22 protein-coding genes are annotated in these 14,411 nt (G+C 59.6%); 3 read left to right on the top strand and 19 right to left on the bottom strand.

The annotated features are described in order from the left end of the window. The first annotated feature begins 8 nt into the window (after positions 1–8). The 3 genes from PYK22_RS10775 to PYK22_RS10765 all read left to right on the top strand — a co-directional run bounded on the left by PYK22_RS10775 (position 9) and on the right by PYK22_RS10765 (position 2,025). On the top strand, positions 9–815 hold the full coding sequence (locus PYK22_RS10775) for a phosphoadenylyl-sulfate reductase (RefSeq protein ID WP_041977095.1): 807 nt from the start codon (positions 9–11) through the stop codon (positions 813–815). Positions 816–832: 17 nt separating this feature from the next. Beyond that, a complete protein-coding gene (locus PYK22_RS10770) occupies positions 833–1,300 on the top strand; it encodes a hypothetical protein (protein ID WP_041977092.1) in 468 nt (155 codons plus the stop codon). Between the two features lie 74 nt (positions 1,301–1,374). Continuing rightward, positions 1,375–2,025, top strand: a complete 651-nt coding sequence (locus tag PYK22_RS10765) for a precorrin-2 dehydrogenase/sirohydrochlorin ferrochelatase family protein (RefSeq protein WP_041977088.1) — start codon at positions 1,375–1,377, stop codon at positions 2,023–2,025. A gap of 166 nt (positions 2,026–2,191) precedes the next feature. Here PYK22_RS10765 and PYK22_RS10760 read toward each other — a convergent pair whose 3' ends face one another. The 19 genes from PYK22_RS10760 to infA form a co-directional block, all read right to left on the bottom strand. Beyond that, the gene (locus tag PYK22_RS10760; protein WP_041977086.1) at positions 2,192–2,719 is read right to left on the bottom strand and encodes a YfiT family bacillithiol transferase; all 528 of its coding nucleotides are present in this window, start codon (positions 2,717–2,719) and stop codon (positions 2,192–2,194) included. A gap of 89 nt (positions 2,720–2,808) precedes the next feature. Then, on the bottom strand, positions 2,809–3,576 hold the full coding sequence (locus PYK22_RS10755; RefSeq protein ID WP_041977084.1) for a ComF family protein: 768 nt from the start codon (positions 3,574–3,576) through the stop codon (positions 2,809–2,811). 96 nt (positions 3,577–3,672) lie between these two features. Continuing rightward, the gene (locus PYK22_RS10750) at positions 3,673–4,050 is read right to left on the bottom strand and encodes a TraR/DksA family transcriptional regulator (protein ID WP_041977082.1); all 378 of its coding nucleotides are present in this window, start codon (positions 4,048–4,050) and stop codon (positions 3,673–3,675) included. A gap of 70 nt (positions 4,051–4,120) precedes the next feature. Beyond that, complete coding sequence (locus PYK22_RS10745; RefSeq protein ID WP_041977080.1) at positions 4,121–4,582, bottom strand: 23S rRNA (pseudouridine(1915)-N(3))-methyltransferase RlmH; 462 nt, start codon at positions 4,580–4,582, stop codon at positions 4,121–4,123. Beyond that, positions 4,579–5,514: a sigma-54 interaction domain-containing protein gene (locus PYK22_RS10740; RefSeq protein ID WP_060635566.1), complete on the bottom strand. Its 936-nt coding sequence runs from the start codon at positions 5,512–5,514 to the stop codon at positions 4,579–4,581. The genes PYK22_RS10745 and PYK22_RS10740 overlap by 4 nt, the downstream gene beginning before the upstream one ends. Then, the gene (gene rsfS / locus PYK22_RS10735) at positions 5,514–5,918 is read right to left on the bottom strand and encodes a ribosome silencing factor (protein WP_041977078.1); all 405 of its coding nucleotides are present in this window, start codon (positions 5,916–5,918) and stop codon (positions 5,514–5,516) included. The genes PYK22_RS10740 and rsfS overlap by 1 nt, the downstream gene beginning before the upstream one ends. Further along, on the bottom strand, positions 5,915–6,592 hold the full coding sequence (nadD, locus tag PYK22_RS16745) for a nicotinate-nucleotide adenylyltransferase (protein ID WP_060635565.1): 678 nt from the start codon (positions 6,590–6,592) through the stop codon (positions 5,915–5,917). Before nadD ends, rsfS begins: the two co-directional genes overlap by 4 nt. Before the next feature lie 3 nt (positions 6,593–6,595). After that, positions 6,596–7,645, bottom strand: a complete 1,050-nt coding sequence (gene obgE / locus PYK22_RS10725) for a GTPase ObgE (RefSeq protein ID WP_041977075.1) — start codon at positions 7,643–7,645, stop codon at positions 6,596–6,598. A gap of 131 nt (positions 7,646–7,776) precedes the next feature. Continuing rightward, positions 7,777–8,061 (bottom strand): 50S ribosomal protein L27, encoded by a 285-nt coding sequence (gene rpmA / locus PYK22_RS10720; RefSeq protein ID WP_041977072.1) that lies wholly within the window; start codon positions 8,059–8,061, stop codon positions 7,777–7,779. A gap of 10 nt (positions 8,062–8,071) precedes the next feature. Then, a complete protein-coding gene (gene rplU, locus PYK22_RS10715) occupies positions 8,072–8,380 on the bottom strand; it encodes a 50S ribosomal protein L21 (protein ID WP_041977070.1) in 309 nt (102 codons plus the stop codon). A gap of 73 nt (positions 8,381–8,453) precedes the next feature. Beyond that, entirely contained in the window at positions 8,454–9,836 is a 1,383-nt protein-coding gene (gene accC / locus PYK22_RS10710; RefSeq protein WP_041977068.1) for an acetyl-CoA carboxylase biotin carboxylase subunit, read from the bottom strand. A gap of 9 nt (positions 9,837–9,845) precedes the next feature. Beyond that, the gene (accB, locus tag PYK22_RS10705; protein ID WP_211197675.1) at positions 9,846–10,460 is read right to left on the bottom strand and encodes an acetyl-CoA carboxylase biotin carboxyl carrier protein; all 615 of its coding nucleotides are present in this window, start codon (positions 10,458–10,460) and stop codon (positions 9,846–9,848) included. Between the two features lie 160 nt (positions 10,461–10,620). Further along, the gene (gene rplQ / locus PYK22_RS10700) at positions 10,621–11,160 is read right to left on the bottom strand and encodes a 50S ribosomal protein L17 (protein WP_041977067.1); all 540 of its coding nucleotides are present in this window, start codon (positions 11,158–11,160) and stop codon (positions 10,621–10,623) included. Positions 11,161–11,280: 120 nt separating this feature from the next. Then, positions 11,281–12,324 carry a DNA-directed RNA polymerase subunit alpha gene (locus PYK22_RS10695; protein WP_041977065.1) on the bottom strand — a complete coding sequence of 348 codons (1,044 nt, stop codon included), beginning with the start codon at positions 12,322–12,324 and terminating at the stop codon, positions 11,281–11,283. Positions 12,325–12,404: 80 nt separating this feature from the next. After that, on the bottom strand, positions 12,405–13,043 hold the full coding sequence (gene rpsD, locus PYK22_RS10690) for a 30S ribosomal protein S4 (protein ID WP_041977063.1): 639 nt from the start codon (positions 13,041–13,043) through the stop codon (positions 12,405–12,407). 123 nt (positions 13,044–13,166) lie between these two features. Next, complete coding sequence (gene rpsK, locus PYK22_RS10685; RefSeq protein ID WP_041977061.1) at positions 13,167–13,565, bottom strand: 30S ribosomal protein S11; 399 nt, start codon at positions 13,563–13,565, stop codon at positions 13,167–13,169. A 49-nt stretch (positions 13,566–13,614) separates the two neighbouring features. Then, positions 13,615–13,998, bottom strand: coding sequence for a 30S ribosomal protein S13 (gene rpsM / locus PYK22_RS10680; protein ID WP_041977059.1), 384 nt, complete (start codon positions 13,996–13,998; stop codon positions 13,615–13,617). Positions 13,999–14,035: 37 nt separating this feature from the next. After that, entirely contained in the window at positions 14,036–14,149 is a 114-nt protein-coding gene (gene rpmJ, locus PYK22_RS10675) for a 50S ribosomal protein L36 (RefSeq protein ID WP_041977058.1), read from the bottom strand. A 21-nt stretch (positions 14,150–14,170) separates the two neighbouring features. After that, positions 14,171–14,392: a translation initiation factor IF-1 gene (gene infA, locus PYK22_RS10670; protein ID WP_041977056.1), complete on the bottom strand. Its 222-nt coding sequence runs from the start codon at positions 14,390–14,392 to the stop codon at positions 14,171–14,173. Positions 14,393–14,411 lie beyond the last annotated feature (19 nt).

Genomic DNA, 14,411 nt, shown 5'->3' with positions numbered 1-14,411 from the left:
AGGATTCGATGACACATCGCGTGACGTTCGATGATTTGGAGATCGGCGAGATCGCCATGGAATTAGACGACCACGATCCTCAAGAGGTGATCGCTTGGGCGCTGGAGACTTTCGGCGATCGCGTGGCGGTCGTCACCGCCTTACAAGCTGAGGGCATGGCGATCCTCGACATGGCGGCGCGCCTTCGCCCGGATGTCCGCGTCATCACAGTTGACACCGGACGCTTGCCACAGGCGACCTACGCCTTCATGGATCAAGTGCGAGAGCACTACCCGCAAATCAACTTCGAGATCATCTTTCCGGACCGCCACGAAGTGGAGGCTTTAGTTCGACAGCACGGCGTGAACCTCTTCTATCGTTCCGTGCCGCTTCGACTCCAGTGCTGTCAAGTACGCAAGGTGCGCCCCCTCGTGCGCGCGCTCGAAGGTTTGGATGCTTGGATCACCGGCCTACGCCGCGAGCAATGGGCTTCGCGCGCCAACATCCGCAAGGTCGAACTGGACCACGATCACGACGGCATCGTGAAAGTCAATCCGCTGGCCGATTGGACCAAAGAGGAAGTGTGGGGCTATCTGGAGGATAACGACGTCCCCACGCATCCGCTTTACGCCCAGGGTTACACGAGCATCGGCTGCGATCCTTGCACGCGCCCGATTCAACCCGGGGAAGATGATCGCGCGGGTCGATGGTGGTGGGAGCAGGGCGCGCCGAAAGAGTGCGGCATTCACTGCCCGATCGAGACCGGCGGCTTCGAACACGAAGCGCACGCCATACTCGGACACGGTGCGACAGAGAAGCATCAAGTAAGCAACTGACCGCTAGGATTAAGGCGTTGACTGAGGAGATCGAAGGCTTAAAGCTCACCGAAGAGGAGGCCACATCGATAGCCGAAGAGGCCTCGGCTTTAGCTGAAGCTTTATCGGGCGTGCGAAGATCGCGCGCCCTTTTATTAGCCGAAGCAGCCCGCGAAGGGGCCATTCCGGCAGAATTGATCGACGTTTTAGAAGGTCTCGCCGTGCTCGTGTTGCAGACCGGGCGCGCGCGACAACGCTCCGGGGCAGAGGGCGAGAGGCTCTGGACGCGACTACTACTCCACACTCCGCGCGGGCGCGAGCTTCGCGAGCAGATCGCAGCGGTCAACCGCGCCCTTCAAGCATTGATCGGGCGTCGATTGGACAGCGTGCGCGTGGAGATGCGCACGCTGGGCCACTTCACGCTCCATCTCAGCAGCGAGGGCGTAGCGATCACTTTGGCGATACGAGCCGATGGCGTGCAAATCGAAAGCCTGAGCGCAGGTTAACATCGATTTCGCCTGAGAGCGATCCCTTTCAGTTTGAACTTACGCGGATCGCGATTAAAATCTCCCCGTTCGAGATGAGCTATTATCCAGTCTTCCTCAATTTGCGCGATCGACGTTGCGTCGTCATCGGCGGCAACGAGATAGCTGAAGCGAAGGTTCGGGCGTTGCTTGAGGCCGGCGCTCGAGTCACGGTCATCGGGAAAGCGCTCACTCCGAGACTCGAAGGTTTAGCGGCGGAAGGGAAGATCGAAGCCATCCGCCGGAACTATCAGCGCGGCGATCTCGAGGGCGCCTGGTTGGCGATTTGCTGCGAAGAGCGCACGATCAATCACGCCATCTGGGAAGAGGCCGAAGAGCGGCACATCTTCTTGAACGCCGTGGACGATGTGCCACATTGCAGTTTCATCGCCGGAGCCGTTCATCGGCAAGGCGATCTCATCGTCGCGATCTCGACTTCTGGCAAGGCTCCGGCGCTCGCGGTACGTTTGCGCGATCGGATAGCCGCCGAGGTCGGCCCAGAATACGCCGCTTTTCTCGAACTCGCCGGCGAGATGCGCGAAGAGATCGCCCGGCGCGTCCCCGATCTGACAGCGCGCACTGAATTGTGGTACCGCCTCGTCGATTCGAACATACTCCAAACCCTGCGCCGAGCGGATATCGCCAGCGCCCGCCAGCGCTTCGGCGAACTCATCGCCGAAGCTGAACAGAAGGCGAAGCGGCGTTGATCTCCCGCGCGTTCCTCTCCCAATCGAACGCAAGTGGCGCGAAGACGCTCGGCTCAACTGGACCAATCTCGCTCTCTCTTCCCCTCCCGATCGAATGCAGGTAGCGCGAAGGCTCCGTCAAAACACCCCATTGCTATATATCGCGAGAGCCGCATCGACAAGCTGATCACCATCCCATGCGCTGACGCAATGAAGTAATTTGCGCGATGTGATGACGTCCGTGCCAAGCATATAAAGCGAGATGTTTATCCAAGGAGACGATCCCCCATTCGGGGTGGCGAAAAGTGCGCGCAAAATCCGCCTCGCCGAGCGATCTGAGCAGCATCACCCATCTCATGTGTAGCGCTTCGAGCAACGAGAGCGAGATTTCAATCGGAGCCGCTCGCGCATCCTCTAGTTCGGCCCAACTGCCTTCAAGAAATGTCTTGATTACGGGCTCATCTTCGGTCAACGCAAGCTTGAAGCGCATATAGGCATTCAAATGGCTATCGGGCAGGTGATGGACCACTTGCCTAACGGTCCACCCTTGAGGTCGATAAGGCGTATCGAGTTGCTCCTCCGATAACCCTGCGACCGCCAGTCGGAGCCTGCGGGGCGTCTCCGCTATCTCATCGATGAAGATCAGCCTCTGTTCGGCTGTGACCTCGTCCTTGAAATTGAAACGACCGATCGGGTAGCGCAGGTCTTCCATCATGATTCCGTCTCCTAAATACTTGGCGCTCGGATCCCTCGAAGTTTACGCCGGCTCGGGACGTTGTCAAGGCGATTTCCGATTTTGAAATTTCACCGAATCCCTCCCGCTTCTGCCTCAGCGCGAACGACACGCGCGATCGTTAGGATGAAGACCGCACGTGCGCCCGCTTCGAGAAGCGCTTGGGCGCAAGCTGACACGGTCGCGCCCGTGGTGAACACGTCATCGACGAGAAGCACATTTTCGCCTTCGATCAGCCGCCTCTTCGCGACGGCGAAAGCTCCTGCGACGCTTTCGCGGCGCGCGCGTTCATCCATGAGCGTGCGATGAACCTGTGTATGGACCACACGTATGAGCGCCTCCTCTCTTACCGGCCAACCCGTCCGGCGAGCGATCGCCCGAGCGATGATCGCCGCTTGATTGAACCCGCGCTCACGCTCGCGCTGCCGATGTAGCGGCACTGGCACGATACACGTCGCGCGATGAAGTGGCTCGACTCTCGCCAATTCGAGCAATAGATCGCGGAGCCGCGTTCCGAGATATGGCTTGCGCTTCAAATCGAGTACGGCAGCGCGCAACGCGCCCTCGTATAGCCCCACGGCGCGTGCGGCGGTGAAGGTCAGCGAAGAGCATAGCTGACATTGCGAGATGATTTCAGAAGAGAGCAGAGGCGCGCCGCAACGCGAACAGATCGCCAACTCACGGATCAACCGCGTCTCGCTCCAACACGCAGCACAAGCGGGCAGATCGTCATGACTTTCGACGCTTGCGCGGCAGACGGCGCACGCTTGCGGATAGATGAGCGCGAGGGCGGCATCGCGCCCTATCCCGAGGCCGGTTTTGATGGCGGACGCAAGCACGGACGAACCATCGGAAAGAAGAAAGCAGCCCCTGCGAATGACTCTCGCTCCGCAAAGGGCCGCGTCAAATGGACGCGCGGGATGACGCCACGTCGATTAAGATTGACTCTCCTCCTCCTGATCCAATAAGCCGCGCTCGTATAGATCCTGACAACGAAGACAGTATCGAGCCCACGGCAGGGCCTCTAAACGCTTATCCGGAACCGGTTCACCGCAATTCACGCACAAGCCGTAATCGCCCTCTTCGATGCGCTGCAAAGCCTCGTCTATCAGGCGAAGCAATTGCCGATCGTTGTCGGACATCGAGACCATCAGCTCTTTAGCGTATGCGTTGGCCGCCATATCGGCTGGATCTTGTGTCTCCTCCATATCGCGCTCGCGGCTACGCATCTCCGCTTCCATCACCTGACGAAAGAGGGCTTCACGTCTTTCCAGTAGTCTATCGCGAAACGTTTTCAACCTCTTCTTATCCATACGCGCTTTTAGATTCCTCCATCCCCTTGCACCAATGCGGAGAAGAGAGACCGCTCTCCTCCGCTCAGGCTCACTTCTGATAAGGCAACCCGCGTATGATCGTATACGCGCGGTACAACTGTTCGACCAGTAGCACGCGCGCCAATTCGTGCGTCAACGTCAATCGTGACAATCGCCAACGCAGATTAGCGCGCTCTTTGATCTCCGGGGCAACCCCCAGATGACCTCCAATGATGAAGGTCACCTCCTTCAAGCCATTCACTTGCCATCTCTCGAGCTGTGAGGCGAGTTCATGCGAACTCCATTCCTCCCCTTCCGTATCGAGAAGCACGACGAAAGCATCGGGGCGCAACGAAGCTAGGATGCGCTTGCTCTCATCCTGAAGCACGCCTCGCTCGCTCGATCCTACCCCCTCACGGAGCTCAATGATCTTGCATGAGACGAAGCGCGTCAACCGACGTATGTACTCCTGCAAAAGGCCGCGAATGTGTTCATTCTTAGTTTGACCGATCCAGACGAAACGGAATCTCATCTTTTCACGCTCTCTATGTGGTATCGTGCGATCTTCTCGTACAGGTTCTTGCGGCTTATCCCGAGAATACGCGCCGCTTCGGACTTATTGCCGCGCGTGGCAGCGAGCGTTTCGCGAATGTACTCGGCCTCGACCTCGGCGAGCGTCGGACGCGCGCGGCGCCTCCGCTGAGCCTTCGCTGCCATGCGCACGGCCTCAGGCAGATCGGCGATGTCGATCCTCTCGCCGTCGCAGATGATGACGGCCCGCTCGATGATGTGCATCAATTCGCGCACGTTGCCCGGAAATTCGTAATCTTCCAGCGCGGCGATCGCCTCGCGCGAAAACCCCTTGATTCGCCGGCCATGTTTGCGGCCAACCGTCGCGAGGATCTCTTCCGCCAAGGCGCGCACATCCATACGCCGTTCGCGAAGCGGCGGCAACTCGATCCGCACGACGTTCAAGCGATGGAAGAGATCTTCGCGGAACGTGCGCCTCTTCACAGCCTCATCCAAATCGACATTGGTCAAAGCGATGATCCGCGCATCGATGCTGATTCGACGGCGCCCACCGAGCCGCTCGAATTCGCGCCGCTCGATGACGCGAAGCAGCTTCGCTTGCGCTTGCAACGACAAGTGTGCGACCTCGTCGAGCACGAGCGTGCCGTTCTGGGCCGCTTCGAGGCGGCCCGGTTTCGATCGAATCGCGCCCGTAAACGCTCCGCGCTCATAGCCGAAGAGTTCGGCCTCGATCAACTCCTGCGGGAGCGCGGCGCAATCTATCTTGACGAAAGGGGCCGCAGCGCGCCGACTGCGCGCGTGAATGAAACGCGCCAGAGCATCCTTCCCCGCCCCGGATTCGCCCGTTATCAGAAGAGTCACGTCCGTCGGCGCGACGCGCTCGGCCAGTTTTATCACCTCTTGCATCGCTGGAGATTTGGCGACAAGTTCCATCACTCGCGTGCCACGCCCGGCCCGCTCAGTTCAGGCAATTCGATTCTCTTCGCCTCACGCCACAAACGCTCGAGATCGTAGAAACGGCGCGCGCGCTCCTCAAAAACATGAACGACGAAATCGCCATAGTCGAGCAAGATCCACTCCGCCGTCGTATACCCTTCGACGTGCGAAGCCCTGACGCCCGACTTTTCTAGCCGTTCGAAGACCTCATCGGCGATGGCCTGCACTTGACGGGCGCTCGTCCCGCTGGCGATCAAAAAATAATCGGTGAAATTGGCTATCTCGCGCAAATCGAGCACGATCGGCTCTACAGCCTTCTTGTCGCTGGCCGCTTCCATCGCGGTTCGCAGCCTCTGGTCCAATTCGGGCGGCGAAGTTCCTTTGGTTAGATCGCGTCTCATTCCCCCTTTAAGCGATTCGAGTAAAGTCCATGCTTTCGGATATATTCGGCCACGGGCGCTGGCACCAACGAGCGGAGCTCTCTGCCTTCGCTTGCGGCACGCCGCACCTGCGTCGCCGAAACATCCACCGTCACGACGTCCGTCAGAAAGATCCTCCCCTCCTCGCTCGCTCCGAGCGTTCGCCGCGCTTCATCGGCTTTCGCCCCGCAGAGATCGACAATGCGTGCTCTGATAGCCGGCGTGACGTGATCGGTCCGCAAGGTGTGACCGGGGCGAGCGACGACGATGTGATCCGTCATCGTCAACACCTGCTCCCAATCGCGCCACGTTTTGATCTCCTCCCATGAGTCGGCGCCCATGATGAAGAAGAGGCGCGTTGAATCGTTAAACTTTGCGCGCAAACGGGTCAAAGTGTCAACCGTATAGGGTCGTTCTGGCGCTTCCAATTCGACTGTCGAAAGGCGAAAGCGTTCCTCATCTTGCGTCGCCAGCGCGAGCATCGCAAAACGGTGAAACGCGGAAGCGACCTCCGCTGCCCGTTTGTGCGGCGCAACATAGGCCGGGATGAACGAGACCGCATCGAAGGCGAAGAAGCTTATGAGCGCCCGTGCCACGGCGATGTGTCCATTGTGGACTGGATCGAACGTTCCACCGTAAAGAGCGACTCGCCTCATCACTTAAGCCCCGCCAGGCCGAACTTCAGCCGCCTCACGCAATTCATCGAGCGCCCTGATCTCATCGAGCTTCCTTCCTACGACGCGCACCAACTCGGCGACCCCGCTCCCGGCGACGGCCGAGATCGCATGGAAATCGCGCCCATCCGCCAAAACGCGCGTGCGCAGACGCTCGAGCCGCTCGGGCTCATCGAGCGCATCGACCTTCGTCGCGACGACGATCTGCGGCTTGTTTGCCAGATCTCCGCTATACTCGGCCAGCTCGCGATTGATCACTTCATAGTCGCGCACCGGATCGCGCCCCGAGAAAGAGGAGATGTCCACAAGATGCAACAACAAGCGCGTCCTTTCGATGTGGCGAAGGAATCGATCGCCTAACCCGGCACCTTCGTGCGCCCCCTCGATCAGCCCCGGAATATCCGCGACGACAAAGGTGCGAAAATCGCCTAGATCTACGACCCCTAGGTGTGGCTCCAAAGTTGTGAACGGATAATCGGCGATCTTCGGCCGCGCGGCAGAGATGGTCGCGATCAAGGTCGATTTTCCGGCGTTCGGGAAACCGACCAACCCGACGTCAGCCAGAAGCTTTAATTCAAGCTGAAGCTCCCGCTCCTCACCGGGACTCCCTTCTTGGTGGTAACGCGGCGCGCGGTTGGTTGAACTGGCGAAATGGGCGTTGCCATATCCGCCGCGCCCGCCGCGCGCGGCGAGGAATCGAGCGCCATGTTCCGCCAGATCACAGAGCAACTCGCCCGTTTCGGCGTCGAAGACTTGCGTTCCGACCGGGACCCGCACCACGACATCCGCCCCGTCGCGCCCAGTGCGATTGGAGCCTTCGCCGTGTCGTCCATTCTCGGCGACGTGTTCGGGATTGTAGCGCAAATGGAGAAGCGTATTGAGCGAACGGTCGGCTTCGAGCCAAACATCCCCCCCACGACCGCCGTCGCCTCCCGATGGACCACCGCGCGGCACATACTTTTCGCGGCGGAAAGCGGTCACGCCATTGCCTCCGCGACCGCCACGAACCCTGATTTTCGCTCTGTCTATGAACACAAGATTTAGATGCGCAGCTCGGCTCGCCGGGAGCCAGCCGTCCCTCGCGCAGCCTCCTCGCCCAAGAACAGAGCGACGCCCGCACTTCGATCAGGCGCGAGCGTCGCTCAATCTCACAGATGGGGAGAAACTCACGCGGCGAGTTGCTCCGCGGCTGCGGCCTCTTCTGGGTAAACGCTGATGAATTTCCCCAAACGCCCTTTATCCTCAAAGCGGACGATCCCATCGATCAGCGCGTACAACGTATCGTCTTTGCCGCGCCCAACATTCTTGCCCGGCTTCCATTTAGTCCCACGCTGCCGCGCGAGGATATTGCCGCAAAGGACGCGCTCGCCGCTGAACTTCTTCAATCCGAGTCGTTTCCCTACCGAATCGCGACCGTTGCGCGAAGAGCCAACGCCTTTCTTGTGTGCCATCTGACCTCCTTTATCCGATCGAATCTATCCTTACGGTCGTATAGCCTTGCCGATGCCCCTTTTTACGCTTGTACTGTTTGCGCCGCTTCTTCTTGAAGACGATGATCTTCTCACCGCGCCCATGCTCGATGACCGTCCCCACGGCGCGCACGCCATCGACGACGGGAGCGCCGATGCGGACGCCCTCATCTCCGGCGAAGAAAAGGACATCGAACTCAATCTGCGAACCGGCCTCTTTGTCGAGGCTCGGCACGCGTAAGGTCGCGCCCGGCTCAACGCGAAACTGTTTGCCGCCCGTTCTGATGATTGCGTATGACACGTCGTTCCTCCTCTCGGCTCCGGAAAAGGGATCGATTATAGAGACTATCTCCGCGCACCGTCAATCGCCGCCCTCAATGGGCAGCGGAGAGACGCTCCTGCTCACGCGCGAGGAACTCCTCCATGAACTTGGTCGAAAAGTCGCCCGAACGGAACCGCGGATCGTCCATGATCCGTAGGTGAAGCGGGATCGTCGTCTTTATCCCTTCGACCACCATCGCTTCGAGCGCGCGGCGCATGCGCGCGATCGCCAGCTCGCGCGTGCGCGCATGGACGATCACTTTAGCGATCATCGAATCATAGTATGGCGGCACGACATAACCGGGATAGATCGCCGTATCCACGCGCACACCCGGTCCGCCGGGCAGATTACAGGCCGTGATCAGCCCAGGCGAAGGGGCGAACGTCAACGGATCTTCGGCATTAATACGGCATTCGATGGCATGGCCGACGATGATCACATCATCTTGCGCGAAGCCTAACTCTTCCCCCTCGGCGATGCGGATCTGATTGCGCACGATATCGGCGAGCGTGACCATCTCGGTCACGGGATGCTCGACCTGAATGCGCGTGTTCATCTCCATGAAGTAGAAGCTCCCATCCTCGTCGAGCAGAAACTCGACCGTCCCGGCGTTCGAATAGCCGACGCGCTTGCACGCTTCGACCGCCGCCCTTCCCATGCGCTCGCGCAGCTCGGGCGTGAGGGCGGGAGACGGAGCTTCTTCGATCAATTTCTGATGGCGCCGCTGCACCGTACAATCGCGCTCGCCAAGATGCACGCAGTTTCCATGCTCATCGGCGAGGATCTGGATCTCGACGTGACGCGGGCGTTCGATGTAACGCTCGATGTATATGTCGCCATTTTTGAAGGCTGCCGTCGCTTCGCTCGAGGCCGTTTGCAATGCCGGTCCGAGTTCCTCCGGACGGCGCACGATCCTCATCCCGCGCCCGCCGCCGCCCGCCGCCGCCTTCAAGATGATCGGATAGCCGACTTCGCGCGCGATCGCCAGAGCCTCCGCCTCAGAGCGAACGGGTTCAGGACTGCCGGGCAAGATCGGCAACCCGGCCTCTTTCATTGCCCGGCGCGCCTCGACTTTGTCGCCCATCAAACGGATGACATCGGGGCGCGGACCGATGAATTTGATGTTGCAGGCTTCGCAGATTTCGGCGAACTGGGCCGATTCGGCCAAAAAGCCATATCCCGGATGGATGGCATCGACGTTTGTGATCTCCGCCGCGCTGATGACCGCAGGGATGTTCAGATAGCTCTGGGCCGATGGGGCGGGCCCGATGCATATGGCCTCATCGGCGAAACGCACGTGGAGCGCATCGCGATCGGCCTCCGAATGGATGGCCACCGTGCGAATCCCCATCTCCTTGCACGTCCAGATGATGCGACAGGCGATCTCGCCGCGATTAGCGATCAGGATCTTGCGAAACCTTTTGATCGAGCGCATCTTCTCGCCTCAGTCGAGCCGAATGCCAAAGAGCGGTTGACCGTATTCAACCGGCTGCGCGTTCTCAACGTAGATCTTCTCAACCGTGCCGCTCACTTCAGCTTTGATCTCATTCATCAGCTTCATCGCCTCGATGATGCAAACGACCGTCTCCGGTTCGACGTGACTGCCGACCTTCACGTAAGGCTCCGCCGTCGGCGAGGGCGCGCGGTAGAAGGTGCCGACGATCGGCGAAGTGATGATGTGCAGCTTCTCTTCCGGCTGTTCATCCTCGCGCCGCTCCCTTTCGATCTCAACCGTAGCGACTGGGCCACTATTTGGCGGAGGCGGAGCGACGATCCCCGTTTGACCTACCGGCGCCGATGTTTGCACAGAGGCCAGTTCGCGGCGCAAGCGCACGCGGAAACCTTCCTGTTCGAGTTCGAACTCGGTAAAGCCATGCGTGGCGATCAATCCCACGAGCTCGCGCAATTCAGCCATGTTGATGACCGGCGCCGGGCCAGCCCCGGCCTGATCGCCTTGCGGTTCACGCCGATGCTTGGCCCTTTGGAATCTCCGCCGCGCGCCGCCCCCTTTTTGCAACTGGTCGCCTCCCGGAGCCGTGATCGCCTCTTGTTCGTCCATCCCTTACCTCCGCATCCGCTCTACAAAATTTGAAGCTCCAACCACGGCGTTTGAGAGCGGCGATTGGAGCTTCCACAAAATGAGTTGAACCGTCCTCAGCAGAAATGGTTTCGCGCTCTCATCGCAGGCGGGCCCTTCTCCATAGCCGGACCGATCGCTGCTACTCGTTCTCCGCCGACGAAGATTTGGCTCGATCGCGCCCTTTCTTCGAGGCTTTCTGGTTCGACCTCTTTTCAGCTTCGCGACGTTCGCGCGGGTTATCCACGAGTTCGATGATCGCCAGTTCAGCGTTATCGCCGACACGCCGTCCGAGCTTGATGATTCGCGTATAACCGCCCGGACGGTTCAGATACCGCTCGCTCAGCTCGCCGAAAAGGCGTTTCAAAGCCGCCACGCCTGCCGTTCGCCCTTCGCCGCGCCGCCCATCGACCGCCGCTCCGCGATTGCCCGCATGGAAGTAGGCCGCCGCCAAGCGCCGATAGTGGAGCGCTTTGGCCGCATCCTCCTTCTCCACAGCGCGCGCGCGCCGCGAAAGGGTGATCGCCCGTTCGACAAACGGCCGCAACTCCTTCGCCTTCGGCAGCGTGGTGATGATCCGCTCCTCGCGCGAAGTGATCAGCGAGGTAGCCAGATTGCGCAACAACGAGAGGCGGTGTTCGGTCGTCCGCCCCAGTTTACGATGTGCCTTTAAGTGTCTCATGGCTTAACGCTCCCTCAAACGGGACAAGAGCCCCAGCCTCATTCCTCAATGGACCGGCGAGAGTGCCTTCCGGATGAGAAGCGAAGCGCTCAGGAGCTGGCGCTTCGCTTGATAAGTTCGCTACTCTTCGTCGCCCTCCTCTTCGTCGCCACTGGCCTTCCCACGCCGTCTTCCGGGGATCGGGTTCCCCTGCTCATCGAACTCCATACCGAAATCGAGCCCCATGCTGTGGAGGATCTGCTTGATCTCTTGCAGCGACTTCTTGCCGAAGTTCTTCGTCGAAAGCATCTCCTCCTCGGTCCGCTGGACGAGATCGCGGATGGTACGAATGTTCGCGTTCTTCAAGCAGTTGTACGAGCGAACCGAGAGCTCCAGATCATCAACCGAGCGATCGAGTATGTCGTTGCGCGGCAACGGCGGACGTTCGACGTTCGTATAAGCATAATCGTCCGCATCCTCCTCGAAGTTGATGAAGATGTTCATGTGGTCTTTGATCAATTTCGCCGCCAACCCGATCGCATCCTCGGGGCGGACCGAGCCATCCGTCCAGACCTCGAGCGTCAGTTTATCGTACTCGGTGTTCTGGCCGAGGCGCGCCGCTTCGACCGTGTAGTTGACCTTCTTGACCGGCGTATGGACTGAATCGATGGGGATATATCCGAGCGAGAGGTCTTCATCGTAGTTCCGATCCGCCGGCACGTATCCGCGCCCTCGTTTCAACCTCATCTCGATGTTGAGCGATCCGCCTTCGCTGATCGTCGCGATATAGATGTTCGGATCGAGGATCTCAACATCGGAGTCAGCTTGGATATCTCCCGAAGTCACCTCGCATGGCCCCTTTTTGGAGATGAAGAGCGTCTTCGGCTCGTTCGTATGGAGTTTGAAGGGGATCTGTTTGAGATTGAGGATGACATCCGTCGCGTCCTCGACAACTCCGCGAATGGGCGAGAATTCGTGCTCAACGCCCTCGATCTTCACGGCTGTGATCGCCGCTCCTTCGATCGAAGAGAGCAACGCGCGACGCAAAGAGTTGCCGATGGTCGTTCCGAATCCGCGCTCGAACGGCTGAGCCCAAAACCGCCCATACCGCTCGGTGAGCGTTTCGGTGTCCACCACCAAACGACGTGGCATTTGAAATCCGGTCCAAAGATTGTTCTGGTCCATAGCCATTCTTCTTTTTCGGATATAGAGGTTTGATTCAGGCTACCGGCATCACCCCCGAACCAGCAGCTTGAACCGGCTGATCACTTGCTGTAAAGTTCGACGATCAACTGCTCGTTGATCTGCCGATCGATATCGTCGCGTTGCGGCAAGCGCGCGACCCGCACGCTCATCTCCTCTCCCTCGACCGGCACGAGCCATGACGGACGCCCGCGACCGGCAGCCGTCTGCCACGCTGCCTCGACCTGTGGGATGCGCCGACTCGCCTCGCGGACGCTGATCTGATCGCCGACGTTCACCTGAAACGATGGGATATCGACTTTGCGTCCATTCACCGCGATATGCCCGTGCACGACCAGTTGACGCGCCTGCCGACGCGATGTCGCAAATCCCGCCCGGTAAACAGCGTTATCGAGTCGCCGTTCGAGCAAGATCAGCAAGTTCTCGCCCGTGACGCCCTTCATGCGCGCGGCGCGCTCGAAATAGTTACGGAACTGCCGTTCGAGGACGAAGTAGATGCGCTTTACCTTCTGCTTCTCGCGCAACTGTTGCCCGTATCCGACCAACGCCTTGCGCCGCGCGAGCGCCCCGTGCTGTCCGGGCGGTTGCGTTCCCCGCTTTTCGATCGGACATGAAGGTTTGTAACACTTGTCCCCTTTCAGGAAAAGCTTCGCTCCTTCGCGGCGGCACAGACGGCACACCGGACCATGGTATCTCGCCACTTAACCTTTCAAGCCTCCATTCTTCAGCTGCTCTGCAACCCGCAGAGCGCGGAAAAGTTTACAGGCCGAATCGAATCGGCCCTTCATCCTTTGGAGACGGCCTTCGCTGCCATCCCCGGCATATCAAACTCTACGCCGCTTCGGCGGACGACACCCGTTATGCGGGATGGGCGTCGTATCGCGAATCGCCGTGATCTTCAATCCGGCGCTGTGAATGGCGCGGATCGCCGATTCGCGACCGCTGCCCGGCCCCTTAACCCGCACCTCGCACTGCTGCATCCCTAACTCTTTGGCTCGGCTCGCCGCATCGAAAGCCGCCTGCTGGGCGGCGAACGGAGTCCCTTTACGCGAACCGCGGAATCCGCGCGCGCCCGCCGACGACTGGACGAGCACGTTGCCCTCGAGATCGGTGACGGAGATCAAGGTGTTGTTGAAAGACGCCGAAATATGGACGATCCCAACAGGGATGTTCTTCTTCTCTTTCTTCCGAAAAGTCTTCTTCTTCCCGCCAGCCTTTGCCATATCCCCCCAACGGTCTAAGAGATTTGTTTCTAGCTATCGCCCTTCGGTCTTACTTCTTGCCGGGCGTCTTCTTCTTCGCCACGGTCGCCCGCCGAGGACCTTTGCGCGTGCGCGCGTTGGTGTGCGTCCGCTGCCCGCGCACAGGCAATCCGCGACGATGGCGCAGGCCACGGTAACAACCGATATCCATCAATCGCTTGATGTCCATCTGCACGCGCTTACGCAGATCGCCCTCGACATCCCCCTGTTGCTCGATGATCGTGCGGATGCGATTCAATTCATCGTCCGTCAGATCGCGCACTCGCTTGTCGGGACTGACCCCCGCCTCTTGCAGGATCGCGTTCGCGCGCGCGCGCCCGATCCCGTAAATGTACGTCAAACTGATCTCGACCCGCTTATTCGCCGGTATATCGACGCCAACGATTCGTGCCATCTACGCTCCGCTCCGAGAGATTTGCCTTGAGATTGCCTCACTTCTGCCGCTGCTTGTGCTTTGGGTTTTCGCAGATCACGCGCACCACACCTTTGCGGTGAACGATCTTACACTTGTCACAGATCTTCTTAACCGACGCTCGCACCTTCATCTATCCGACCTCCTCCAAGGGCTACTTGTAACGATAGGTGATCCGACCGCGAGTCAGATCGTACGGCGAAAGTTCGACGAGGACGCGATCTCCAGGCAGGATGCGGATGAAGTTTTTGCGCATCTTGCCCGACACATGCGCGAGCACTTGATGATGGCTGTCCTCCAGTTCGACGCGAAACATCGCGTTAGGCAATGTCTCGATGACCTTGGCCGTGACTTCGATCGCCTCTTCCTTCGCCATACTCCCCACGTATGATCTT

Origin of the sequence: Pyrinomonas methylaliphatogenes (assembly GCF_000820845.2) — a bacterium.
Classification (GTDB): Bacteria; Acidobacteriota; Blastocatellia; order Pyrinomonadales; family Pyrinomonadaceae; genus Pyrinomonas; species Pyrinomonas methylaliphatogenes.
The sequence above is the reverse complement of the archived record's forward strand: the minus strand, read 5'-3'. Positions and strand labels throughout refer to the sequence as shown.

Bases quoted from the DNA above. Each gene is read 5' to 3' on its own strand.
- PYK22_RS10765 (WP_041977088.1), top strand. From the start codon at position 1,375: ATGAGCTATTATCCAGTCTTCCTCAATTTGCGCGATCGACGTTGCGTC.
- PYK22_RS10750 (WP_041977082.1), bottom strand. From the start codon at position 4,050: ATGGATAAGAAGAGGTTGAAAACGTTTCGCGATAGACTACTGGAAAGA.
- rplQ (WP_041977067.1), bottom strand. From the start codon at position 11,160: ATGAGACACTTAAAGGCACATCGTAAACTGGGGCGGACGACCGAACAC.
- PYK22_RS10745 (WP_041977080.1), bottom strand. From the start codon at position 4,582: ATGAGATTCCGTTTCGTCTGGATCGGTCAAACTAAGAATGAACACATT.
- rpsM (WP_041977059.1), bottom strand. From the start codon at position 13,998: ATGGCACGAATCGTTGGCGTCGATATACCGGCGAATAAGCGGGTCGAG.
- PYK22_RS10760 (WP_041977086.1), bottom strand. From the start codon at position 2,719: ATGATGGAAGACCTGCGCTACCCGATCGGTCGTTTCAATTTCAAGGAC.
- PYK22_RS10695 (WP_041977065.1), bottom strand. From the start codon at position 12,324: ATGGACCAGAACAATCTTTGGACCGGATTTCAAATGCCACGTCGTTTG.
- PYK22_RS10740 (WP_060635566.1), bottom strand. From the start codon at position 5,514: ATGGAACTTGTCGCCAAATCTCCAGCGATGCAAGAGGTGATAAAACTG.
- rsfS (WP_041977078.1), bottom strand. From the start codon at position 5,918: ATGAGACGCGATCTAACCAAAGGAACTTCGCCGCCCGAATTGGACCAG.
- nadD (WP_060635565.1), bottom strand. From the start codon at position 6,592: ATGAGGCGAGTCGCTCTTTACGGTGGAACGTTCGATCCAGTCCACAAT.
- rpmA (WP_041977072.1), bottom strand. From the start codon at position 8,061: ATGGCACACAAGAAAGGCGTTGGCTCTTCGCGCAACGGTCGCGATTCG.
- PYK22_RS10775 (WP_041977095.1), top strand. From the start codon at position 9: ATGACACATCGCGTGACGTTCGATGATTTGGAGATCGGCGAGATCGCC.
- rpsK (WP_041977061.1), bottom strand. From the start codon at position 13,565: ATGGCAAAGGCTGGCGGGAAGAAGAAGACTTTTCGGAAGAAAGAGAAG.
- accB (WP_211197675.1), bottom strand. From the start codon at position 10,460: ATGGACGAACAAGAGGCGATCACGGCTCCGGGAGGCGACCAGTTGCAA.
- infA (WP_041977056.1), bottom strand. From the start codon at position 14,392: ATGGCGAAGGAAGAGGCGATCGAAGTCACGGCCAAGGTCATCGAGACA.
- accC (WP_041977068.1), bottom strand. From the start codon at position 9,836: ATGCGCTCGATCAAAAGGTTTCGCAAGATCCTGATCGCTAATCGCGGC.
- rpmJ (WP_041977058.1), bottom strand. From the start codon at position 14,149: ATGAAGGTGCGAGCGTCGGTTAAGAAGATCTGTGACAAGTGTAAGATC.